General features: G+C 37.1%; 21 protein-coding genes. 9 read left to right on the forward strand and 12 right to left on the reverse strand.

All coding sequences use genetic code 11. The features are described 5' to 3' along the window. Positions 1-84 precede the first annotated feature (84 nt). The 4 genes from eno (at position 85) to ctlX (ending at position 4,844) form a co-directional block, all read left to right on the forward strand. Complete coding sequence (gene eno, locus V8G61_RS02710) at positions 85-1,377, forward strand: phosphopyruvate hydratase (protein ID WP_394873888.1); 1,293 nt, start codon at positions 85-87, stop codon at positions 1,375-1,377. Positions 1,378-1,543: 166 nt separating this feature from the next. After that, positions 1,544-2,833, forward strand: a complete 1,290-nt coding sequence (locus V8G61_RS02715; protein WP_394873889.1) for a citrate synthase — start codon at positions 1,544-1,546, stop codon at positions 2,831-2,833. A gap of 145 nt (positions 2,834-2,978) precedes the next feature. Continuing rightward, the gene (locus V8G61_RS02720) at positions 2,979-3,899 is read left to right on the forward strand and encodes a dimethylarginine dimethylaminohydrolase family protein (RefSeq protein WP_394873890.1); all 921 of its coding nucleotides are present in this window, start codon (positions 2,979-2,981) and stop codon (positions 3,897-3,899) included. A 36-nt stretch (positions 3,900-3,935) separates the two neighbouring features. Continuing rightward, positions 3,936-4,844: a citrulline utilization hydrolase CtlX gene (gene ctlX / locus V8G61_RS02725; protein ID WP_394873891.1), complete on the forward strand. Its 909-nt coding sequence runs from the start codon at positions 3,936-3,938 to the stop codon at positions 4,842-4,844. A gap of 4 nt (positions 4,845-4,848) precedes the next feature. Here ctlX and V8G61_RS02730 read toward each other — a convergent pair whose 3' ends face one another. Further along, positions 4,849-6,915 carry an ATP-binding protein gene (locus tag V8G61_RS02730; protein WP_394873892.1) on the reverse strand — a complete coding sequence of 689 codons (2,067 nt, stop codon included), beginning with the start codon at positions 6,913-6,915 and terminating at the stop codon, positions 4,849-4,851. A gap of 445 nt (positions 6,916-7,360) precedes the next feature. Between V8G61_RS02730 and argS the strand changes: the two genes are divergently transcribed. Then, on the forward strand, positions 7,361-9,145 hold the full coding sequence (gene argS / locus V8G61_RS02735; RefSeq protein WP_394873893.1) for an arginine--tRNA ligase: 1,785 nt from the start codon (positions 7,361-7,363) through the stop codon (positions 9,143-9,145). A 2-nt stretch (positions 9,146-9,147) separates the two neighbouring features. Here the strand turns inward: argS and V8G61_RS02740 are convergent, their stop codons facing one another. The 3 genes from V8G61_RS02740 to V8G61_RS02750 form a co-directional block, all read right to left on the reverse strand. Then, positions 9,148-11,502, reverse strand: coding sequence for a TonB-dependent receptor plug domain-containing protein (locus tag V8G61_RS02740; RefSeq protein ID WP_394873894.1), 2,355 nt, complete (start codon positions 11,500-11,502; stop codon positions 9,148-9,150). Continuing rightward, positions 11,495-12,394, reverse strand: a complete 900-nt coding sequence (locus tag V8G61_RS02745; protein WP_394873895.1) for a FecR family protein — start codon at positions 12,392-12,394, stop codon at positions 11,495-11,497. The genes V8G61_RS02740 and V8G61_RS02745 overlap by 8 nt, the downstream gene beginning before the upstream one ends. Before the next feature lie 70 nt (positions 12,395-12,464). After that, a complete protein-coding gene (locus V8G61_RS02750; RefSeq protein WP_394873896.1) occupies positions 12,465-12,980 on the reverse strand; it encodes an RNA polymerase sigma factor in 516 nt (171 codons plus the stop codon). 113 nt (positions 12,981-13,093) lie between these two features. On the opposite strand from V8G61_RS02750, the gene V8G61_RS02755 reads away from it, so the two are divergent. From V8G61_RS02755 to folD, 3 genes are all read left to right on the forward strand, one after another. Beyond that, on the forward strand, positions 13,094-14,860 hold the full coding sequence (locus V8G61_RS02755) for a hypothetical protein (RefSeq protein WP_394873897.1): 1,767 nt from the start codon (positions 13,094-13,096) through the stop codon (positions 14,858-14,860). A 184-nt stretch (positions 14,861-15,044) separates the two neighbouring features. Then, a complete protein-coding gene (gene ffh / locus V8G61_RS02760) occupies positions 15,045-16,373 on the forward strand; it encodes a signal recognition particle protein (RefSeq protein WP_394873898.1) in 1,329 nt (442 codons plus the stop codon). Positions 16,374-16,410: 37 nt separating this feature from the next. Further along, on the forward strand, positions 16,411-17,286 hold the full coding sequence (gene folD / locus V8G61_RS02765) for a bifunctional methylenetetrahydrofolate dehydrogenase/methenyltetrahydrofolate cyclohydrolase FolD (protein ID WP_394873899.1): 876 nt from the start codon (positions 16,411-16,413) through the stop codon (positions 17,284-17,286). A gap of 6 nt (positions 17,287-17,292) precedes the next feature. Here the strand turns inward: folD and V8G61_RS02770 are convergent, their stop codons facing one another. The 7 genes from V8G61_RS02770 to V8G61_RS02800 all read right to left on the reverse strand — a co-directional run bounded on the left by V8G61_RS02770 (position 17,293) and on the right by V8G61_RS02800 (position 22,901). Next, positions 17,293-17,721: a VOC family protein gene (locus V8G61_RS02770; RefSeq protein WP_394873900.1), complete on the reverse strand. Its 429-nt coding sequence runs from the start codon at positions 17,719-17,721 to the stop codon at positions 17,293-17,295. A gap of 4 nt (positions 17,722-17,725) precedes the next feature. Then, a complete protein-coding gene (rluF, locus tag V8G61_RS02775) occupies positions 17,726-18,481 on the reverse strand; it encodes a 23S rRNA pseudouridine(2604) synthase RluF (protein ID WP_394873901.1) in 756 nt (251 codons plus the stop codon). A 24-nt stretch (positions 18,482-18,505) separates the two neighbouring features. Then, the gene (locus tag V8G61_RS02780; RefSeq protein WP_394873902.1) at positions 18,506-19,333 is read right to left on the reverse strand and encodes an alpha/beta fold hydrolase; all 828 of its coding nucleotides are present in this window, start codon (positions 19,331-19,333) and stop codon (positions 18,506-18,508) included. Beyond that, positions 19,334-19,696: a cupin domain-containing protein gene (locus tag V8G61_RS02785; RefSeq protein ID WP_394873903.1), complete on the reverse strand. Its 363-nt coding sequence runs from the start codon at positions 19,694-19,696 to the stop codon at positions 19,334-19,336. Between the two features lie 4 nt (positions 19,697-19,700). Beyond that, the gene (locus V8G61_RS02790; RefSeq protein WP_394873904.1) at positions 19,701-20,258 is read right to left on the reverse strand and encodes a hypothetical protein; all 558 of its coding nucleotides are present in this window, start codon (positions 20,256-20,258) and stop codon (positions 19,701-19,703) included. A 109-nt stretch (positions 20,259-20,367) separates the two neighbouring features. Then, entirely contained in the window at positions 20,368-21,351 is a 984-nt protein-coding gene (locus tag V8G61_RS02795; RefSeq protein WP_394873905.1) for a YitT family protein, read from the reverse strand. Positions 21,352-21,362: 11 nt separating this feature from the next. Beyond that, positions 21,363-22,901 (reverse strand): helicase HerA-like domain-containing protein, encoded by a 1,539-nt coding sequence (locus V8G61_RS02800; RefSeq protein WP_394873906.1) that lies wholly within the window; start codon positions 22,899-22,901, stop codon positions 21,363-21,365. A 102-nt stretch (positions 22,902-23,003) separates the two neighbouring features. Between V8G61_RS02800 and V8G61_RS02805 the strand changes: the two genes are divergently transcribed. Beyond that, positions 23,004-23,633 (forward strand): 7-carboxy-7-deazaguanine synthase QueE, encoded by a 630-nt coding sequence (locus tag V8G61_RS02805; protein ID WP_394873907.1) that lies wholly within the window; start codon positions 23,004-23,006, stop codon positions 23,631-23,633. 79 nt (positions 23,634-23,712) lie between these two features. On the opposite strand, the gene V8G61_RS02810 is transcribed toward V8G61_RS02805, so the two are convergent. Then, a complete protein-coding gene (locus tag V8G61_RS02810; protein ID WP_394873908.1) occupies positions 23,713-24,261 on the reverse strand; it encodes a DUF2911 domain-containing protein in 549 nt (182 codons plus the stop codon). Positions 24,262-24,307: the final 46 nt, after the last annotated feature.

A 24,307-nucleotide genomic window follows, 5' to 3' on the forward strand; every position in this document is an offset into this window, starting at 1 on the left:
TTTGAGTTTTTATTTAAAAACATCTTAAAATAAAGAAGAATTAGCCGTAAATTTGGGGGATAAAAAAGTATAAAACAAACCAATATGAGTGTTATTATTGATATTCACGCAAGACAAATTTTGGATTCAAGAGGAAATCCTACCATCGAAGTTGACGTAGTTACTGAAAGTGAAACCCTCGGACGTGCTGCTGTACCATCAGGAGCATCAACAGGAGAGCATGAAGCCGTAGAATTACGTGATGGAGGAAAAGCATATATGGGTAAAGGCGTTACCAAAGCTGTTGATAACGTAAATAATATTATTGCCCAAGAATTATTAGGGGTTTCTGTTTTCGAACAAAACCTGATCGATCAGATCATGATTGATTTGGACGGAACACCAAACAAATCAAAATTAGGAGCTAATGCTATTTTAGGTGTCTCACTGGCCGTAGCCAAAGCCGCAGCCAACGAATTAGGTTTGCCGTTGTACCGCTATGTTGGTGGTGTTTCTGCCAACACCTTACCCGTTCCAATGATGAATATCATTAACGGTGGTTCTCATAGTGACGCACCCATCGCATTTCAGGAATTTATGATAATGCCGGTTAAAGCGGAAAGCTTTACTCATGCCATGCAAATGGGTACAGAGATTTTCCACAATCTTAAAAAAGTACTGCATGATAGAAACCTGAGCACGGCGGTAGGTGATGAAGGTGGTTTTGCACCTAATTTAGCCGGAGGTACAGAAGATGCTTTGGAAACTATTGCTAAAGCTGTTGAAAATGCCGGTTATAAATTTGGAGACGAGATTAAAATTGCACTAGACTGTGCTTCCGCTGAGTTTTACGAAGACGGAAAATATAATTACAAAAAATTTGAAGGTGATTCAGGTGTTGTAAGAACATCTAAAGAACAAGCAGATTACTTAGCACAATTGGTCGCTAAATATCCTATTATCTCTATCGAAGATGGTATGGATGAAAACGATTGGGAAGGCTGGAAATATTTGACTGAACTGGTTGGGGATAAAACGCAACTGGTTGGTGACGATCTATTTGTTACTAATGTAGAACGACTGTCACGTGGTATAGAAAATGGCATTGCCAATTCTATTTTAATAAAAGTGAATCAGATCGGTACTTTAACCGAAACGATCGCGGCTGTTAACATGGCTCAGAATGCTGGTTATACCTGTGTGATGTCACACCGGTCTGGAGAAACAGAAGATAATACCATTGCAGACCTTGCAGTGGCCTTAAATACCGGACAAATAAAAACAGGTTCCGCTTCTAGAAGTGATCGTATGGCGAAATACAATCAGTTACTTCGCATAGAAGAAGAATTAGGCACGGTGGCTTATTTTCCGAAGGAAAAAGCCTTTAAAATAAAATAATAAAAAACCTTTAGAAAAGCGATTATCCTTACCGATAATCGCTTTTTTTTGGATTGGTTTTAACAATAAGGAAATTGGTTAAAACTTTGTTAGGTGCTTTTACAAATAGGCCTTTATTTTGTAACTTAGCAAACCGCTAAGAATAATATAAAAACCAATTGAACATATGGCTGACACTGCTACATTAGAGATAAACGGAGTAAAACATGAATTCCCTGTAGTTACGGGAACTGAAAATGAAGTTGCAATAGATATTTCCAAATTGCGAGCCACAACAAAAGGCGTGATAACCCTAGATTCGGGATACAAAAATACGGGAGCTTGTGAAAGTGCTATTACTTTTTTGGATGGTGAAAAAGGTATTTTAAGATACCGCGGTTATTCTATTGAGGAATTGGCTGAAAAGGCAGATTTTCTTGAAGTGGCTTATTTATTAATTTTTGGTGAATTGCCTACAAATGAACAACTCGAAAAATTCCATTCAGACATTAAGAAGCATTCTTTTGTTGATGATGATGTAAAGAAAATATTGGATGCATTTCCGAAAGCGGCTCATCCAATGGGGGTTCTGGCATCATTAACTAGTGCCTTAACATCATTTAATCCATCTTGTGTTAATGTTGATTCTGTAGAAGAAATGTATAATGCTATTGTGCGCATTTTAGGAAAATTTCCAATTCTTGTGGCATGGACCATGCGTAAGAAAAACGGTTTACCTCTTTATTATGGTGACGATTCTTTAGGCTACGTGGAAAATATTTTAAAGATGATGTTCAAGCAGCCTAATCAGGATAAATACATACAGAATCCTATTTTGGTTAATGCGCTTGATAAATTATTGATTCTTCACGCAGATCACGAACAAAACTGTTCTACATCCACAGTGAGAATTGTAGGGTCATCTCATGCGGGGTTATTTGCATCGCTTTCAGCAGGTATTTCGGCACTTTGGGGACCACTTCATGGTGGTGCCAATCAGGCTGTATTAGAAATGCTTGAGGCCATAAAGGCTGATGGCGGCGATACTGCAAAATACATGGAAAAGGCTAAGGATAAAAATGATCCATTTAGATTGATGGGCTTTGGGCACCGAGTTTATAAAAACTTTGACCCTCGAGCTAAAATCATTAAAAAAGCAGCTGATGATGTGTTGAGTGATCTTGGTATAGAAGATCCTATCTTGGATATTGCAAAAGGCCTTGAAAAACAAGCCTTGGAGGATAAGTATTTCGTGGATAGAAAACTATATCCGAATGTCGACTTCTATTCTGGAATCATTTACCGTGGTATGGGCATTCCAACAGATATGTTTACCGTAATGTTTGCGCTAGGACGCTTACCTGGTTGGATCGCTCAATGGCGTGAAATGCGCATGCGTAAGGAGCCAATTGGTCGTCCTAGACAATTGTATATTGGTGAAACCGAACGTAAATTTGTTCCGGTTGAAAAAAGATAAAATTTACTTTTAAAAAGTACTTATACAAGCTTCATGTGAAACACATGAAGCTTTTGTTTTTTTGGTCACTTATTTTTAAAGATTAATTAAAAAATGTATTTAATTATCACTAGTTTTGACTGGAAATTTCGAAATATTTTAAGGTTTGAATCAATTAAAATTACATGTCAAAAATGAGACCTCACGCTTAAGAGCTGTGGTGCTTGGTACGGCTGAAAGTAATGGTCCGATACCCCGGATTGAGGATTGCTACGACCCTAAAAGTATTGAGCATATCAAAGCTGGTACCTATCCCAAAGAAGCTGATATGGTTAAGGAAATGGAAGCTGTGGCGGCCGTTTTTAAAAAATATGATGTGCAGGTTTACAGACCCGAACTTATTAAGGATTGTAATCAAATTTTTTCTCGTGATATTGCTTTTGTTATTGAAGATAAAATGATAAAAGCCAATATCCTTCCAAACCGGGAAGAGGAGGTAGCGGCCATTGATTATATATGGGGTCAGGTTGAAAAGGCAAATCGGATTATTTTACCTGAAGACTGCCATGTTGAGGGAGGCGATGTGATGCCATGGAATGACCATATTTTTATTGGTACCTATTATGGGAATGACTACGCTGATTTCATTACGGCGAGAACCAATAAAAAGGCTGTTGAAGCCATAAAAGAGTTGTTTCCTGGTAAAACTGTAAAAGCTTTCGAACTTAGAAAATCTAATACTGACCCCAGAGAAAATGCATTACATCTGGATTGCTGTTTCAATCCTATTGGAACGAATAAAGCCATCATTCACAAGAATGGGTTTTTGCATGAGGAGGATTATGAATGGTTGGTTGATTTTTTTGGAAAAGATAATATTTTCGAAATTTCAAAAGACGAGATGTACCAAATGTTCAGCAATGTGTTTTCGATCTCTGAAAATGTGATCATTTCAGAAAAAAACTTTATCCGCTTGAATCAATGGTTACGGGAGCAAGGGTTCACTGTAGAAGAGGTACCATATCAAGAAATTGGAAAACAAGAAGGCTTGTTGCGTTGTTCTACAATGCCATTAATACGCGATTAATTCTATATGCGAAATCAAATTACAAATACTATATTAATGATTCGTCCCGTTCATTTCAGAATGAACGAACAAACGGCGGTTAATAACTATTATCAGGGAACTATTGATAATATGCTTCCTGAGGCCATTAACAAAAAAGCACAAGAGGAATTTGATGTGTATGTTGAAAAATTACAAGGGATCGGAGTAAACGTTATTGTTTTTCAAGATACTGAAGAATACGATACACCCGATTCTATTTTTCCGAACAATTGGGTATCTTTTCATGAAGATGGGACGGTAGGTGTTTACCCCATGTTTGCTGTGAACCGACGTTTTGAGCGCCGGGAAGATATTTTTCTTAAAATAGAAGAACTCGGATACCAGATAAACCACATTGTGGATTATACTAGTGCTGAGGCCGAGGCCCTTTTTTTAGAAGGTACCGGGAGTATTGCCTTGGATCGTGTCAATCATAAAGCCTATTGTGCTTTATCACCGCGAGCTGATGAAGATCTTTTTATTGAATTTTGTGAAGACTTTGAGTATTCACCTGTCATTTTTACGGCCAATCAAACGGTTGATGGCAAACGGAAAGCCATATATCATACGAATGTAATGATGTGTATTGGAGAAACCTTCGCTGTTATTTGTCTGGATAGTATTGATGATAAAAAAGAGCGCAAAAATGTGGTGAAACACTTAAAAAGTGACGGTAAAGAAATCATAGCGATCACGGAGGATCAAGTATCTCACTTCGCTGGAAATATGTTACAAGTTATGGGAGCTCAAAATACACCGTACCTCATAATGAGTCAACAGGCTTATGATTCCTTAGACCCTGATCAAATCAATAGGCTTGAAAAACATACTAAAATCATGTCGAGCGCTTTGGATACTATTGAGACTTGTGGAGGTGGTAGTGCTAGGTGTATGATGGCTGAGGTGTTTTTACCAAAGGCCTGATGTATTAATCCCCGTTAGATCTGGATTTAGGTAATTCAACATAAAAAGTTGTACCTACGTTAAGGGTGCTTTCTACCCAAATTTTTCCATGGTTTAATTCAACCAATTCTTTACAGATTGAAAGTCCTAGACCGGTACCTTTTTCATTGTTGGTTCCCATAGTGCTAAAACTGTTGTTTTTAAACAGCTTAGAGATATTTTCTTTTGAAATGCCAACACCGGTGTCAGCTATACTAATGACGCAACTACCATTACTTATATGATTGGAAATGGTAATGGTGTCACCATTTTTACAGAATTTTAATGCATTGGCAAGCAAGTTCTGAATTACGATCTCGATCATACTTCTATCGGCATAGGCAAAATCGCGGAGGGAGTGATCTATTAAATTTATTCCTTTACTTTCTAAACGTTGCTCGATCAATTTCGTTTTTGCTTCAAAAACCTCCTGGATATCAAATAAACTGGGTTTAGGTTCTAAGGACTGCATTTGTGACTTAGACCAGTTTAATAAGTTAAATAATAATAAAGAGGCATTATTAGCATTTTCGCTGAGTTCCGGAATAAGGTTGTCGAACTCCTCACGAGATAAAGACCCATCTTTGAGTAAATCAATAAAGCCATTAATTGAGGATAATGAGTCTTTTAAATCGTGAGAAACAATGGAAAATAGTTTGTCTTTAACATTATTAACACTCTCTAAGTGGCGTGTTCGCTCTTCGAAAGCATCATTTTGCAATTGTAATTTGATGTTTTTTTCTTCTAATTCCTGAGTATACCTTATATTATTATTACGTTTCATGTAAAGCATAACAATAAAAACAAGTACAAAAGCCAGAGCACCAACTAAAGCGTAAAAAATTATTTTGTACTTATTAATTTCATCCAAATTTAACAGGCCATCTTTTTCTGATGTTGAGGCCTCAAGATTTTCCCCTGAAGTAGCTTTATCAAAATTCGGATTGAGCTCTAATGGAATACTATTAACTTCTGAATTTAATACTTGATTGTTTTCTTTTTCTAAAAGAACCTTTAGATTGAAATACTTTCGCTGCCATTCAAAAGCTTGTTGGAAATTACGTTCTGTTGAATCCAGAACCTTCATTAATTGGTAGTTTTTAAGAAGCTCTTCCTTTTGATTTAAAGACTCGGCCAATTCCCCCGCTTCCATTAATTGTTTTTGTGCAATTTTTAAGCGGTCTTCTTTTAAATTTAGATTTCCTAAATTATTCAGGGTTACTAATAAATTGGTCTTGTCTCCAGCGCGATAATTAATATTGTAGGCCTTTACCAAATAATCCTGTGCTTTATCAAAATCATTAAACTTAAGGTATTCACCACCAAGTTTAGGATAAATGATTCCCTTAATAGAATCTGTATTTACGAAACTTAAAACCGACTCGTAATAATCAATGGCTTTACGAAACTCTTTTTTCATGGAGTATAGTTCGGCTAATTTCGAGTTAGAAGCTATAAGGCCAGGTTTGTCGTTAAGTTTCCTCTGGATTTCCATAGCTTTTAAATAAAATTCAATAGCCTTATCATAGGCCTTGATTTCATAATAAGCATCCGCCAAACTGTCATAAGCCATATTTAACTCCCGGATTAATCCTTGCTTTTCAAGGATATTAATTGCGGCGAGGCAGTATTGTAAACCGATAGCATAATTACCGCGTTTAATTTCAATTAAACCAATACTGTTATTTACTTTAGCAACACTCAGGGTGTCTTTTAGTTGGAGGAATAAGGTTTTAGATTTCGAATAACCATTAATAGCGTTGATGTAGTCATTTTTTTGAGCAAAAACCAGTGCCTTGTAGAACATAATTTTTGCTGTGGCCTTAATGTAATTAATATCACTGGCTAATTTCTCACTTTGTACGATATACTTTAAGGCCTTGTCATATTCACCAATACCGTAAAGCGCCTTAATTAAACTCAATGAGGTATCTACTTTTGAGCTGTCCTGATCTTGGAAGGCCAACTCAACAGATAGACTGTCTATTTCTTTAGTTTGACTAAAACTGAGAAAAGAGCACAGTAGGGTGGTTAAAATAATTATTCTCCTCATATAACATTAAATCACAACTTTCACATAAAGTGACAGTAAAACTTGTCATTTATTGAGGGAAATAAATATAGCTTTATAAGGTTGTGACGTGTTAGTTAGTTTTCCAAAACATATTGGAAATTTTAATAGCTTTACATAACAAAATTTGTAAAAAGCCGCATCATAATCTAATTTTCAGGTTTTTCTACCAAAATATTAGATGAAACGCCTGTCTAAAAATTAACGGAAAATCGACGAATAGATGAACGGCAAAAATCATGGAAAAACAACACTTTTGTCGATGAAATGCATCATTACCGAATCCAGTAATAACAAGGGTTTAATACACTTATAATTAGCCGAAAAGCCTTACAAAAAGTTATATTTAGGTCATATATGATCACTAATTTATCGTTAAGTGCTTCAATAAAAGTTTTATCTTTGCACACTTAAAATGTATCGATTCATGAGTCTTCAAGAAACCCTAGAAAAACACGTAATACAGGCTGTTGCCAATGGCTTCGATATCACTTTGCCTTCTGTTGAATTTCAGGCGACACGTAAAGAATTCGCAGGAGATATCACGGTGGTTATTTTCCCTATGTTACGTTTTATTAAAGGCAATCCGGTAACCATTGGTGAGCAGATTGGGAATTTTTTGGTTGATCAGGTATCTGAGGTGAAGGGATTTAATGTGGTAAAGGGCTTTTTGAATATTGAAATTAGCGATATGTATTACTTGAATTTCTTTAACCAAATTAAAGATGATTCAACATTCGGCTTTCAGCCCATTTCTGAAGAAGAAAAGGCCATTATGGTCGAGTACTCCTCGCCAAACACAAATAAACCACTTCATTTAGGTCATATTCGAAATAACCTTTTAGGGTATAGTGTTGCAGAAATTTTAAAGGCTTCTGGTAAAAAGGTATATAAAACCCAGATCATTAACGATCGTGGTATTCATATTTGCAAAAGTATGCTGGCCTGGAAACTTTTTGGTAAAGGTGAAACCCCTGAAAGTACTGGTTTAAAAGGCGATAAATTGGTTGGAAATTATTATGTGAAATTCGATCAGGAATACAAAAAAGAAGTTAATAAACTTATTGAAAGTGGAGCTTCTGAGGAGGTTGCAAAAAAAGAAGCGCCTTTACTTGTAGATGCACAGAATATGCTGAGAAAATGGGAAGCCGGAGACCCTGAGGTTGTGGATCTTTGGGAAAAAATGAATGGCTGGGTTTATACCGGATTTAATGAAACTTATGAAAATCTAGGTGTGGATTTTGACACGCTATATTATGAGAGCAACACGTATCTGTTAGGAAAATCCTTTGTTGAAGAAGGTTTAAAAAACGGGGTTTTTCATCAAGAAGAAGATGGTTCGGTATGGTGCGATCTCACCGAAGATGGTCTGGATAAAAAAATCGTGCAGCGTGCTGATGGTACAGCTGTTTATATGACACAGGATATAGGAACAGCTATTCAACGTATTAAAGATTTTCCTGATGTAGGAGGTATGGTTTATACTGTTGGAAACGAGCAAGATTATCATTTTAAGGTTTTGTTCCTTATTTTGAAAAAACTGGGCTTTGATTGGGCCGATAATTTATATCATCTTAGTTATGGTATGGTTGATTTGCCTAGTGGTAAAATGAAAAGTCGGGAAGGAACTGTAGTTGATGCCGATGATCTTATTGAAGAAATGGCGACAACCGCAGGAGAGATCTCTGAGGAACTAGGCAAATTAGATGGGTATTCTGAAGCTGAAAAGAACACTTTATATCATACGATTGGTTTGGGAGCTCTTAAATATTTTATTCTTAAGGTGGATCCTAAAAAACGCATTTTGTTCGATCCTAAGGAATCAATCGATTTTCAAGGAAATACAGGGCCTTTTATACAGTATACCTATGCTAGAATCCAATCGATCCTCCGGAAGTCTGATATGGCACTAAATAAAACGGTACCTGCAGATCATCTGGAATTACATGAGAAGGAACGTGAATTATTGAAACAACTGCAATTATTTCCAGAGGTTATTCAACAAGCTGCCGGGCAACATAGTCCGGCAGTCGTGGCTAATTATACCTATGATCTGGTTAAGGAGTTTAATTCTTTTTATCAGAATGTTTCTATTTTAGGGGCAGATAATCTGGATGAGAAGTTATTCAGGGTCCAGTTATCGAAAAGTGTGGCACAAACTATCAAGAATGCTTTTCATGTACTCGGGATTGAAGTTCCTGAGCGGATGTAAACCTAAAATTTAAACAACAGACTTACATTCGGAGTAAAGCCTAAGGATTCATTTTCGACTTTATTCACAGTATTATTATCATCTAAAACGTAGTAGGTTTTTATAATATTCTTATTATTTAATAGATTCCAAATAGAGGCACCAAAATTCCCTTCAACCCCATCGGATATTTTAAATTTGTACCACGCTGAGAAATCCGTACGTAAATAGTCTTTTAGATTCGAACTGTTCGGGCTGGCATAGGTGATCACATCATCATTCGGATTGTCATTGATTGCCGGTTGTGTGTTAGGAATTCCGCTGTGCCAGTTCAAGCCTAAAGCTATTTTTAAATTTTCGTAGGTATACGTTCCTGCGAAGGTTAGTGCATGCCGAATATCAACATTATTCGGAAAGGATTCGCTGTTATTCAGGGACTCAAAAGAATAATCGTTCTTACTGTAAGTATAGGATATCCAGGTGCTGAACAGGGTTCCAAATTGTTTGTTTAATAGCGCTTCTACTCCCGTAACTTGATAGTCTCCTATAGCATTTTCAAATTGGTACTGGTTCTGGAAACCCTGACTTCTGGTGGTAATCCCGGAAACTTTTTTCAGGAAACCTTCAACACCGAACAAAAATCCATTTTTATTAAAATGTAGTCCCGCTGAAGCCTGTTTACTTTTTATGACAGGAACTGGGTAAATATTTTTTTCGTTAATCGTAACAACCTCTGTGTTATTATTAGCGAGTACCCACCTTCGGTTCTCAATACCAAGAAAATCATTTTGCAGATCAATGATCTGGGAGGTTGTCTGGCTTTTAAATTCTCCCTGGGCTTCGAAACGCAGGTAATTTAAAAAACGCTGACTAAAGGTTAACCTCGGCTCTACTAAAACCATGTCGAACTTTGAAATATAATTAAGCCGCGTTCCGGCAATTAATTTGGTTTGTAAGTCGTAAGAGGTGTAATCGAATTCTCCATAAACCGCATGCGTTCTCACAACATTTTTAATATAGCTTCTGAATCTCGGATTGTTAACGTCTTCAAAATTACTTATACCCACTTCATTAAATTGGTAACCGGCATTGATTTCAAATTGTTCATTAGGATTGTAATTCAAATCAAACTTGAAAGCACCATCGTAAATTTCATTTTCCTGAATCAAACGTTGGTTATTGAGAACATCATAGTTTAAAGCATCCAAGTCGTAATTAGTAACATAGGCCTGTGCCTTGGTTGATAAATACTCTGTCCAATCTCTTGTGTAGCTTAATCCAATCGCGCTATTCCGTTGCGTGAGTTTGCTGTTTAAAGCTTCATTTCGATCGTTTACCGTCGATTGTTCATCGTAATTCAAATCATTAAAAACATTAAAAAAATGAACCCTCAGCTTATCCTTTTCAGTGATATCCCATAAAAACTTAGCTGTAACATCATAGAAGAAAAAGGTTTCATTTTGAGAAATGGAGTTACCATTCTTTTGTGCATTGCTAAAATCAGAATCCTGAAAAATACGTTTAGAATATTGTTCAAAAGGGGGCGTGTTCAAAAAATCGGTAAGAGAACGCCGTGATGACACTTGGAGCTCTGTATTTTCAGTTATTGGAACCTTGGCATAGCCCACGGCATTGATCAGGTTAAAACCTGCGCCACCTTGAAATTCTCCGTCGATCTCATCGGGTAACTTCATATCAATAATACTGGAAACACCATCGCCGTATTTAGCGGGCGTTCCATTTTTGTGCATAATAATGTTATTCGCAATAAAGGGATTGAAGGCTGATATTAGTCCGAAGAAATGTCCCGATTGATACATTTTTATACCATCCCAGAGAATAAGATTCTGATCATGGGTGCCGCCACGAACATTAATGTTTGAAACGGTTTCATCCGAGCTGATAACACCCGGTAGGGCCTGAATAGTCTGTAAAACATCGGGCTCAGTTAAACCGGGTAAAATCCCAAATTTTTCAGGTTTTATGGTTATAGAACCATTATTTAGTTTACTGATCCCTGAAGTTAAATAATTGGTAATAATTACCTCATTAAGGCGCTGGGTTCTTACGAAGGACCTATTTTTTACAGCTTTTTTGACTACAATAAAGCGGTTGTCCAGAAAATCAAATTCCAAACCAGTTTCGAGTTTTAAGAACTCTAAAGCGGTTTCCAGATCTAAATCTGGGTCAGGACTTATAGCGACCTTATTTTCAATCGTGGAATCGACATAGGAAAAGCTAACACCAAATCTGGATTCAAGACTTTTTAAAATAAGGAAAAGCGGTTGTTTTTCTGTTTGAGTTCCTTGGGCATTTAGAAAACCAACACTCAAAAGAATAATAAAAAGAACTCCAGGAAACCACCCTTTCTTATTCACCTTTAATCGTTATCGTATCGTTTGATTTGCTGTACTGTACATTCAAAGGTAAAGTGATAGATTTTAATGCCAGATCGAGATCTTTATGGGTAAAATTACCAGTGAATAATTGTGAGTTGTCAACATTTAAGAGTGTTACAGTGACCCCGTATTGACGTTCTAATTCAGAAATCACCAGTTTGTAGGGAATACTTTTAAACGTACTTTCCTGAGTTAACCACGAAGGCCTTGAGCGTAGTTCTTTTTCTTTAGCAATAATTTTCCCATCGATAATTAAAAACTGGTCACCAGGTTTTAATTTTGTTTCTTGGGCATTATAAGTAACGCCAACTAAGCCTTCGTAGCAAATAACCTCAAAATAATCTTTACGTTGTTTTACATTGAATTGGGTTCCGTAAACGGTAACCGTTCCGGAGTTGGTAATAACTTTGAAAGTGGATCCTTTTTCAACCTTAAAAAAAGCTTCACCCTGCAGTTCAACTTCACGCTCTTTTTTCCAGTGATTTTTATTGAAGGCTAAAAAGGAAGCTGCGTTGAGTTCCACACTGGAATTATCGGGTAGTTCAATGGAGGTTTTTTGTGCCACGGCCGTCGAAACAGTGGTGTCTAATGTCGTGGTGTAGTAATAAAGACCAAAACAAATAGCCAAAATAGCAGCAATTCGTAAAAAAGGATTTATCCAAGTATTCGATTTACCTGCTTTTTTAGTGCGAATGGCTTTTTGTAACGCTTCCAGTTCTCCTGCCTTATTATAGGTTTCTGCTTTGAAGCCCTGAAGCTTATCTTGTAACAATACTAAATCATCGTAGTCCTCAAGTGCCTTAAAGGCCTTAAGTTCTTGATCATTCAGGTCGTTATTCAACCATTTTAATATGAGTGTTTCTCTGTCCATGATGTTCTTATACAACTATATAACAATTAACTTTTCTTTTTTCCTACCCTCGGGGTGAAAAATAATGGTGCTATAATTCTTTTATATCTTTACGTAATCTTTCCAAAGCGCCATAAATCCGCTTTTCAACTGCTTTTGTTGAGATATCAAGTAGCTCTGCAATTTCCTTGAAACGTTTACCCTCGACACGATTCATCATAAAAGCCACACGCTGCGCCTCTGTTAAATTCGCCAAAGCTTTTTGAAGTTTACCATGATATTCCTGCTCCTGCATCAAAAATTCCGGGTTTTCGTTGGTATAGTGTTTCGGTTTTTGTTGCTGATGCTTTAAAACAACTTTTTGATGTGCTACTTCATTCAACATTAAATTATTTGCTGTCGTAAACAAAAAACTTTTTGCTTTCTCAGGAGATACCTTTGCGCAATTTTGCCAAAGCTTAATAAAAGCTTCCTGTACTTTGTCTTTCGGATTTAGAAGGTCACCAAACTTATAATATAGGAAATGATATAAATTTTCAGAGTGGGTCTTAAAAATGGAAGAAAATAAATGCTCCTCGCAAACGGTGTCATGTAGTTTTTTTTCCATTTATGGGGTTGGTTGAAGTTACTAAAATAAAAAAAAAGACATTACGGGGTAGGAATTTTTAAAGTTTAGCTGTTTCATATACAAAACGCTATGTTTAACAAAATCAAAAAACCATGAGAACACATTTGAAACGCTTATTTTTTATTCCTTTTTTTGCCCTACTCTTCCTTACATCATGTCAGGATGAGGTTACTGATATTATGCCACCCAATTCTTCAGAGGCTTTGCTGGCAGAATCTCAGTTAACGAATAATATTAACGCAACGGCCATTATGGATGGATCTTTCGATAATATTATAGACCGTGCGAGTTGTCTTTCTGTTGAGTTACCAATTACCGTTATTGTTAAGGGACTCGAGATCCGCATTGATTCCAAAGAAGATTTTATAGTTATCGAACGTATTTTTAAAGAGTTTGATAATGATGAAGATATTCTTGACATCATTTTCCCTATAACCATTATCAAAGCCAATCATGAAAGGGTGGTGATAGAGAGTAAGGAAGCCCTGAGAGCTTTGGCTGTGGAATGCCGTGGAGAAAACGAACCGGATGACGATATTGAATGTATCGATTTTGTGTATCCTTTGACCTTCTCAATTTACAATGCCAATTTTCAGGTTATTGAAACGGTTACTATTGAAAATGATGCACGTTTATATCATTTCATTCAACGTGTTAAAAGGTCTGAAGTTTTTGCTAGCTTGAATTTTCCGGTAACTATGAAATTAGCAGATGGAACTGAAATTGTGGTAAATAATAATCAACAATTACAACAAACCATTGAAGAAGCTAAGGATGCCTGCGACGAAGATGATGATAACGATTATGGTGACGATGATTTCACTTTAGAGAGATTAAATACTGTATTAACCTCTTGCCCTTGGGTGGTATACCAATTTGAGCGTAATCAAGATGATCTCGTAGAAGTGTATCGTGAATATGTTGTGGTTTTCAGAGAAGACGGTGTGGTTAAAGTAAAAGCCAGAAATGGTGATATGTATACTGGAACCTGGACCACTGAAGTTACTGATGCCGGAGCCTTGATCAGTTTACAATTCGACGCCTTGACCGACTTCAATCTGCAATGGCATGTATATGACCTTGATGAAGGACGTATCAAATTATTCCAGGAAGGTGGCAATAGAGTTATTCTAAAGAAACATTGTGATATCATTTTTGAAATCACTAAAGCTCGAATAGAAAATTATTTACAGGAATGCTTGTGGCGTGTAGCGCGGTTGCAGGTTGATGGTATCGATAACGAAAGTGATTATATCGGAACTCCATTAAAATTCTTTGCTGATAATGTAGTTAAAATTCGTGTAAATGGTGAGTTTGTTCAAGGCACCTACCAAGTGTTACCGGTAAATAATGGGTTTGTACTGCAAATCACCTTAGATGGTAGACCGAACCTACAATTAGAGTGGTTCGTAACCGTTCTTGAACCGGGAATCATTAAGCTTCAAGCACTGGGTCGTACCAACAGTGATATGGTGTTACGGCGTTTTTGTCCATCTGTTGACGGTGATATAAATTACATAAATGATATTCTTATTTCAAACCATTGGGAAGTAACGAAATACTACATCGTAGAAGGCCAGGTAAATAATACAGAAAATTATGCAGGCTATAATATCCAATTTTTAGAAAGCGGTCATATAAAAGTAACCGATCCAAATAATGGCCTTATCGACGGATCCTGGTTAGCTTACAGAAATGAAGGTCTATTCTTGGGAATGAATTATGGTATTGAACCGCCATTCGAAGTGCTCAACCACCGATGGAAAATTGCTGAGGTCTCAGAAACGGAGATCGTTTTACACGATTTTTATGCGAACGGAGAGATATCACGAATATTAATACTGAAAGTAAAAGTATAATGATTGTTTTTGGTGAAAAGGGAACGTTAATATTTAAGTAGGTTAGGTTAATTACTAAGTAGTTTCCTTTATAAAGGCTGTCAAATGCATTTGACAGCCTTTTTTTTATGGACTTTGCTCGGTGTCTCTTCATTAATATATTACAAATCATTAACTTTGCACTTCTTAAAATGTATACCGTAATATGTTTAATAACTTAAGCGAAAAATTAGATAGTGCCTTACACTTACTGAAAGGGCATGGAAGTATCACCGAAGTTAATGTAGCTGAAACTTTAAAGGAAGTTAGACGAGCCTTGTTGGATGCCGATGTGAACTTTAAAATAGCCAAGGAGTTTACCAACACCGTTAAAGAAAAAGCGCTGGGTCAAAACGTATTGACAACCTTACAACCGGGCCAATTAATGGTTAAAATTGTTAAGGATGAGCTCACAGAACTCATGGGTGGCGATGCTGAAGGTGTAAATCTCTCAGGAAACCCGAGTGTCATCTTAATGTCTGGTTTACAAGGTTCAGGTAAAACGACCTTTTCAGGGAAACTGGCGAATTATCTTAAAAATAAAAAAGCTAAAAAACCTTTATTAGTGGCCTGTGACGTGTATCGTCCTGCTGCGATTGATCAGTTACATGTTGTTGGCGATCAGATCAATGTTGAGGTTTTTAGCGATAAAGGAAACCAGGATCCGGTGGCCATTGCAAAAGCTGGTATTGCACATGCCAAAGCTAGCGGACATAATGTGGTTATTATTGATACCGCGGGGCGTTTGGCTGTCGATGAGACCATGATGAACGAGATCTCGAATATTCACAAGGCTATAAACCCACAGGAAACCTTATTTGTGGTGGATTCCATGACGGGTCAGGATGCTGTGAATACAGCAAAAGCCTTTAATGATGTCTTGAACTTTGATGGGGTTATTCTAACCAAACTAGATGGTGACACCAGAGGTGGTGCAGCACTTTCCATTAAGTCGGTGGTGAACAAACCAATCAAGTTTATTGGTACAGGAGAGAAAATGGAAGCCATTGATGTTTTCTATCCAACACGAATGGCAGATCGTATTTTGGGCATGGGAGATGTGGTGTCTTTAGTAGAACGAGCTCAGGAGCAATATGACGAAGCGGAAGCCAGAAAACTTCAGAAAAAGATTGCTAAGAACCAGTTTGGTTTTGATGATTTTCTAAATCAGATTCAACAAATTAAAAAAATGGGGAATATGAAAGACTTGGTTGGCATGATCCCCGGTGTTGGAAAAATGATGAAAGATGTGGATATTGATGATGACGCGTTTAAAGGTATTGAGGCCATTATACATTCTATGACACCAAAAGAGCGTGCTAACCCCGGTATTTTTAATGCCAGCAGAAAAAAGCGTATCGCTAAAGGTTCGGGTACTTCCGTGCAGCAGGTGAATCAACTGTTAAAACAATTCGATCAAATGAGTAAAATGATGAAGATGATGCAAGGTGGCGGCGGAAAAAAGATGATGCAAATGATGCAGAACATGCGCTAACCCTTCATTTATAAATATTCAAATTATCCAATAAAATATGACCATCTTAGACGGAAAACAAACCAGTATCGATATTAAAAATGAAATTGCTGCCGAGGTTGAAAAAATGAAAGCCAACGGTGAAAAAGTACCACATTTGGCTGCGGTTTTAGTGGGAACAGATGGGGCTAGTATGACTTATGTGAATTCTAAGGTTAAAGATTGTGAAATGGTAGGTTTTAAATCAACCTTGATCGATCTTCCTGAAGAGACCTCAGAGGAAAAATTACTTCAGATCGTTCACGATTTAAATACAGATGATGACGTGGATGGATTTATAGTGCAATTGCCTTTACCTAAACATATCGATGAACAAAAGGTTTTAATGGCCATAAATCCGGATAAAGATGTTGATGGATTTCATCCAACGAATGTTGGAAAAATGACCCTAGGTTTGCCAACGTTCATTTCAGCAACACCATATGGAATTTTAGAATTATTGGAGCGTTACGAGATTGAAACCTCCGGGAAGCATGTGGTGGTTATGGGAAGAAGTCATATTGTTGGGCGTCCTATGAGTATTCTACTGAGTCAAAAGCGTAAAGCTGGAAATGCAACCGTTACGGTGGTGCATTCAAGAACCGCAAATTTAAAAGAGATCACAAAACAAGCTGATATTATTGTTGCGGCCATTGGAATATCTGAATTCTTAACAGCTGATATGGTAAAAGATGGCGTTGTGGTTATTGATGTAGGGATTACCCGAGTACCGGATGATACGAAAACACGAGGATACCGGTTAGCCGGTGATGTCGATTATGATAGTGTTAGTAAGAAAGCCAGCTTTATCACTCCGGTTCCTGGTGGAGTAGGACCTATGACACGAGCGATGTTGTTGAAAAACACCTTACTCGCTAGAGAGCGCCATTCATAGTATTACTTAGGTAGCGAAAATCATACTCAAATCCTTAAAAGCTTTAAACTCTAAAGCATTTCCTGCAGGATCGTGAAAGAACATGGTCGCTTGTTCTCCGGGCTTTCCTTTAAAACGAACATAGGGTTCGATAACAAAGTCAATATTCTTTGATTTTAGATTTTCTGCAAAAACATGAAAAACATCCCAGTCCAAAACCACTCCAAAATGGGGTACAGGAACGTCATGGCCATCAACAGGGTTTGTGTGCAAGGAGCTGTCGTTGGCCTTAGGTTTGTAATGGATCACCAATTGATGTCCAAAAAAATTAAAATCTACCCAATGGGTATCACTTCTGCCTTCTTCGCAACCTAGTATGTCTCGATAAAAAGCACGGCAGGTTCCTAAATTATGAACAGGAATGGCCAGATGAAAGGGTGATAATGTTGTTTTCATAATACTAGTTTTTTGGTTTTCCCGGAATATGTGTTTTGCTTGAATCGCTAATGAGCTTGTTCAACTCTTTGAGTTCTGTTTTTGTGAGCTCGCGATATTGCCCAACGGGCACATCCAGAGTCACATTCATAATACGTACCCGTTTCAGCGATTGAACATCATAATTTAAATAAGAACACATGCGTCGAATTTGACGATTCAATCCTTGGGTTAATATAATTTTAAATGTGAAAGAATCTAGTTTTTCTACCACACATTTTTTGGTTTTTTGACGTAGGTCTTCCAAATAAATACCCCCACGCATTCTGTCAATAAAGGTTTGCGAGATCGGTTTGTTTACAGTAACAATATATTCTTTCTCATGATTATTACTGGCTCTGAGAATTTTATTCACGATATCGCCGTCATCGGTCAAAAGTATCAAGCCCTCACTCATTTTGTCCAGGCGTCCTACAGGAAAAATACGTTTCGGATAATTGATATAATCAATAATATTGTCCTTTTCTACCCGCGTATCAGTGGTACAAACAATACCTACCGGTTTGTTAAAGGCTAGATAAACAAAAGCTTCTTTATTGTTTTTAACCACCTCTCCATCTACAGCTACCACATCTCCCGGAGCTATTTTAGTGCCCATTTCCGGAACAATGCCATTAATGGTTACGCGACCTTCTTCAATAAGTTTATCGGCTTTTCTCCGCGAACAATAGCCTGCTTCGCTCAAAAATTTATTTATACGTGTAAGTTCCTGTTCGCTCATAAGTGTTACAAAAATACGATAAACTTAAGCCATTAAAAATTTAGTGATGTGTTTGTAAACTTCATCGGATTTTAGACCATGACCATAACCTTTAGTTTCTATGAGTGTTGCGTTTGGAAAGTGGTCCTTATAATCTAGCGCATCACGGAAAGGAATAATAGGGTCTTTTTTATCGTGAATAACTAAGCCTTCGGCTGAAATGTCTTTTGAAAATTCTGAGGTATTAAAATAATTCGGGTGATGGTTGAACTCTTTTTCAATTTGAGCTTCAATAGCATTCATAACACGTTTATTGTAGCCCATGAAATCACCATAGCGGTTTAAAACACCTGAAAAGTTTGATGGCGCTCCCAATAGCACAATTTTTTTTAGATTAGAAACCTTATGAAAACTAATACTAAAAATAGTGGCCATACCACCTACGGAATGTCCGATGATCACATCAGCTTTATTATTTTTAGCTACCTCGGCCAAACACGCACTATAATCAAGTGTATTGAATCGTTTTCCGGAAGAATTACCATGAGCAGGACCATCCAATGAAATTACTGTAAAATCTGAGGCTGTAAGGGTGTGGATGAGGTCTTTCCAGCGGTAGGTATTACTTTCCCAGCCATGAGCTAAAATAATAGTATCTTTTTTGCCTTGCCACTTGTAGGTCTGAATTTCAAAATCCAGACATAAAAAAGTATCGTGTTTGGCTTCCTTCAAAAACGCTTGTTCATCCTCACTTAAACGTCCTTTTCGGGGTGTTCCAAAAAGTTTGATAGCTAATTTAGCAGCATAGGATCTAGAGAAAACCTCAATCACATTGATAAAAAAGCCAATTATTTTAGGGAGGTGTTTTTCCATTTATTCCTCTCTGTTTACCATATCCATTGAAAAAGCAGGTGTGCAAATGGCAATATATTCACAAGGTACCGTGAAGGGATTGGAGTATTGTACACGCGTATTCTTTTTGATTTTGATCGATTGCCCTGCCTCAAGAACCACGGTTTCTCCTTCAATAATAAACTGTTTTTTGCCTTTTATGATAAACGTATATTCATCAAATTCCGGGGTTTGAAAAGGCTCGCTCCAACCCGCCGGTGCTTTCATGTGGGCAATGCTGATTTTTGTATTACCATCTGAGGCTAAACCGAAATGTTCTTGGATTAGCTTGCCATCATCGGTTGGTACCACAAAGGGTGCTTTTTGCACGGTGTATTTTGACATGATTTTAGTTATTCCAGTTAATGAAAAAGTATTTTATTTTGGCATTGTCGGGGATGTGGGTCTCTTCTATTTTCATGTCCATATCAAACCTTAAATTGGCCGGAAGTTCTTTTTTATCTATTGAAAAACTGGCATTCAGATCGTTAACACTGATCAGAACTGAATTGATCATGTTATTGATTTTTGAAATTTTGTAAGCATTTGAAATATCCTTAAAGGTACTTTCCGTCGTTATATTTGCATTGGTTTTGAATCGAGGATCCATAATTTGAACGGATTGAATAACGGAGGTAGAGTCCATGGCACTTTTAGGGGTTAGGATCAATAGTTTATTTCCGCTTTTATCAAAAATCTCATAGTCGTAATTTGCGCCTAAAAATGCATCGCTATCGGTATTGGTAACGATTGAATCATTGGGGAAAATAGCCTCCAGATCTTTAACTTGTGTGGAGTCGGTAAGCAAACCAACATGATGTTTAGAAATTTCGAACGGGTTTTGTTCTCTTTTACAACTGATTGTAACCAGGGTAATAAGTAAGATACCTAAAAGGGATTGTCGCATAAATAGTTTTTAAAATTAGTTATTGATTTAATTATTTTTTAATGACTTTATGTTCGTTAGAGGGAACTAAAAAGGAATGTTTTTAGATCGTGTGTTATTTTGACATATGCTAATGCTCTTCTTTTAAGGGTTTTCGCTTAATCATACCGCCTTTTAAATCTTTTACAACGCCCATAATAATAAAAGCTTTTTTGTCTATTTTATCAATTTCTGTTTGGAGTTTTGGAATTTCTAATCTCGTAATAACGGTATAAATAATATCTTTATCATAACTTTTCCCCGAAGTACCATAACCTCCTTTTCCTGCGTATATGGTGCAGGCTCTTTGAAGTTTTTCGGTTAACATATGCTTTAATGCTTCATTTTTATTAGAAATTATAGTAACACCTATGTATTCTTCGAATCCGTCTACAACAAAGTCTACAGTTTTTGATGCCGATAAGTATGTTAAAATGGCGTATAATGCAATCTCTACCGACAGTACGTAAGAGCCTACAGAAAAGATTAAAATATTGATTAGAAATAAAACATCTCCTATGGTCATAGATAGCTTTCTGCTGAGGTAAATGGCCAAAACCTCTGTGCCGTCAATAACACTTCCTCCTCTCATAGACATGCCAATTCCCAGGCCCAAAAAGAAGCCTCCAAAAATGGCGATCAATAATTTATCTTCGGTAATGGTAGGGTAATCAATAAAGTGAACTACAAGTGCTAAAAGAAGTATTGCGAGAATACTTTTAATAGCAAATTTTTTGCCAATTGTTTTTGAAGCTAGAAATATAAAGGGGAGGTTCACAACAATTAAAATAAGTCCTAATTCTAAATGAGTGATGTGTTGTAAAAGTAATGAAATCCCAGTTGCGCCACCATCTATAAAATGATTAGGCAGTAAGAATCCTTTTAAGCCAAATCCAGCCGAAAACACACCGATAATTATAAAAATATACTCCCTAACGGCATGAGTTAATTCTACCTGGAATTTTCTAACTAAGGGGACAATCTCTTTTTTGCTGATAGGTTTATCAACTTTTCTTCGTGCTCGTATTTTTTTTCTAGCCATATCGACTAGAATTTTTGAAAGAAATGGATTCATGGATTAAAAACTTACTTTTTTAACACTTTAGTTAAAATACCAAATACGCTTCTGATAAATGTTGCACTGGTAAGTACTTTTACAATAGGATCCATACGCTGATACTGGCCTCGGGAGCGTCGTGATGATTTTGAAGAAGCTCGGTCTAAAGCTTCTTGTTCCTTTTTGGCTTTTTCTTTTGCTTCTTCAGCATCTGCTTTGGCAATTTTAGTGTTTAGTAATTCATAGGCACTTTCACGATCTATGGTGTCGTTATATTTTTTCACCAGCGCCGATCCTCCCAGTAAGTCACTTAGTTCAGTGTCGCTAAGTACATCCATCCGACTCATTGGTGCACGCATCATCGTGGCTGCCAAAGGAGTAGGACGACCTTTTTCATCTAAGGCAGAGACCAAGGCCTCTCCAATGCCTAATGAAGTTAGTACTTCTGTTGTATCGTAATAATCCGAATCCGGATAATTTTGAGCTGTTAGTTTAATAGCTTTTCTATCATTGGCTGTAAAGGCTCGCAAGGCGTGTTGTACTTTTAAGCCTAATTGCCCCAGAACTTCCTCAGGCACATCAGTAGGATTCTGAGTTACAAAATATAGCCCAACACCTTTACTTCGAATCAGTTTCACAATACTTTCAATCTGATTTAGGAGTGCTTTGGAAGCTTCGTTAAAAATCAGATGAGCCTCATCGATAAAAATAACCAATTCCGGTCTGTCGCTATCGCCTTGCTCTGGAAATGTTGAATATATTTCGGCTAATAAGCTCAGCATGAAGGTGGAAAAAAGTTTTGGTCTATCTTGTATATCGGTAAGTCTGATGATATTAATGTAGCCTCTTCCGTCTTCATCGATACGCTGCAGATCGTCAACCTCAAAAGACGTTTCACCAAAAAACAGATCGGCACCTTGTTGCTCTAATTCCACAACTTTACGTAAAATGGCACCGGTTGAAGCCGTTGAAATCCGGCCATATGATCTTTCGAATTCTTCCTTACCTTCATTTGTGGCGTATTGAAGGATTTTTTTAAAGTCTTTTAAATCTAAAATAGGAAGCTTATTGTCATCACAATACTGAAAAAGTACCGCAACGATACCGGCCTGAACATCACTTAAATCGAGAATTCTTGAGAGTAACACCGGGCCAAATTCACTTATGGTAGCCCGTAACCGAACACCATTCTGTTCCGACAATGTTAAAATCTCCACCGGAAATTTTTTTGCATCAAAAGGTAAACCAATTTTCTCGTGACGCTCGGTAATTTTTGGATGTCCTGGACTCGGTTGCGCCAAACCACTAAGGTCACCTTTAATATCCATAAGTAAAACAGGAACCCCACGTTCACTGAGATTTTCAGCTAAAACCTGCAAGGATTTTGTCTTTCCTGTACCAGTGGCGCCAGCAATAAGGCCGTGACGGTTCATGGTTTTTAATGGAATTTTAATATGAGCTCCAGTAATGGTTTCCCCGTCTAGCATCGCAGCCCCTACAGGAATATAATCTCCTTTAGTAGTATAACCTGCTGTGATGTAATTGAAAAAGTCCTCGGTCTTTGACATCGATTTAATTTTTTATAAAAATAACTATTCTGCTTGAATACCTTGGAACAAGATATATAAAACTTTGAATAATTTCGGGGCAATACCGTATCTTTGCGCCCTATGAATAAAGATATGCAAATACAGGTGGATAAAGGCGAAATGTTGCCCTTAATGGAGGAGTTTTACACCATTCAAGGTGAAGGCTATCATAAAGGAACGGCAGCTTATTTTATTCGTCTGGGAGGCTGTGATGTGGGATGCCATTGGTGCGATGTTAAAGAAAGCTGGAACGCGGATCTTCATCCGCCAACAGCGGCAATAAAAATAGTAGAAAATGCTAAAAAATATAGTGATACCATTGTTGTTACGGGGGGTGAACCATTAATGTGGGATATGTCTTTTTTAACCAAACTATTAAAAGATAATAATTTGAAGGTTCATATAGAAACCTCTGGTGCTTATTCACTTACAGGAACCTGGGATTGGATTTGTTTGTCGCCTAAAAAATTAAAGTTACCAACAAAAGAGGTTTATGCTAAGGCGCATGAGTTGAAGGTTATTGTGTATAATAAAGATGATTTCCGCTTTGCGGAAGAACAAGCTTCTAAGGTGAATAAAGATTGTATCTTATATCTACAACCGGAATGGAGCAAACGAGATAAAGTGGTTCCTGAAATCGTGGATTATGTTATGAAAAACCCGAAATGGAAAGTGTCCTTACAAACCCATAAGTATTTGAATATTCCCTAGAATAAAAAGAAAATCCCAAATAAAAAAGGTTCAAGTGGCTAAACCGCTTGAACCTTTTTTAATTATCCAAAATTGGATTTTATGCTTTTGTAAAAGGCACAGTAATACGTTTGTTACCCCAACCTAAATGCATGTCGACACCTTCATCGGATCCTGCGAATACAATTGAAAATGCTTCTAATGATTCGTCGCCACTAGATACCGGCACTGTAATACGTGCTACATCTTTAGCTTCATCATAAAAATAAGAGCCCCAGGTATTTAAATCGGTGCTCACAATAGCAGTCCATTCGTCTTCGCCTGGAATAGTATAAAATGTATAAGTACCAGCTTTTACAGTAGTGTCTCCTAATTTCATATCGGTGTACAAGGTAAGCTGTGCAGCTTCATTAGCACCAGTACGCCAAACTTTACCTGCCGGGGCAAGCGTGTTTAAGTCTCTGTCTTTTAATTGGGGTCTGCTGTAAATAATTTTTATTAGTTTATTTGCCTCTTTGTAGCTTGTAGGGAAAGCTGCAGCATCCATAGGACTTGCATCCAACTTAGGAAACTTTTGTGCATTTACATTTAAGGCAAATAGCATGGTTAAGGCCATGCAAATTGTGGTAATTAGTGTTGTTTTTTTCATAGTTATTAGTTTTTATTTTCAATAAAAGTAAGTGTAATTTTTCTTA

Source organism: Gaetbulibacter sp. M240 (assembly GCF_043876815.1).
Classification (GTDB): domain Bacteria; phylum Bacteroidota; class Bacteroidia; order Flavobacteriales; family Flavobacteriaceae; genus Gaetbulibacter_A.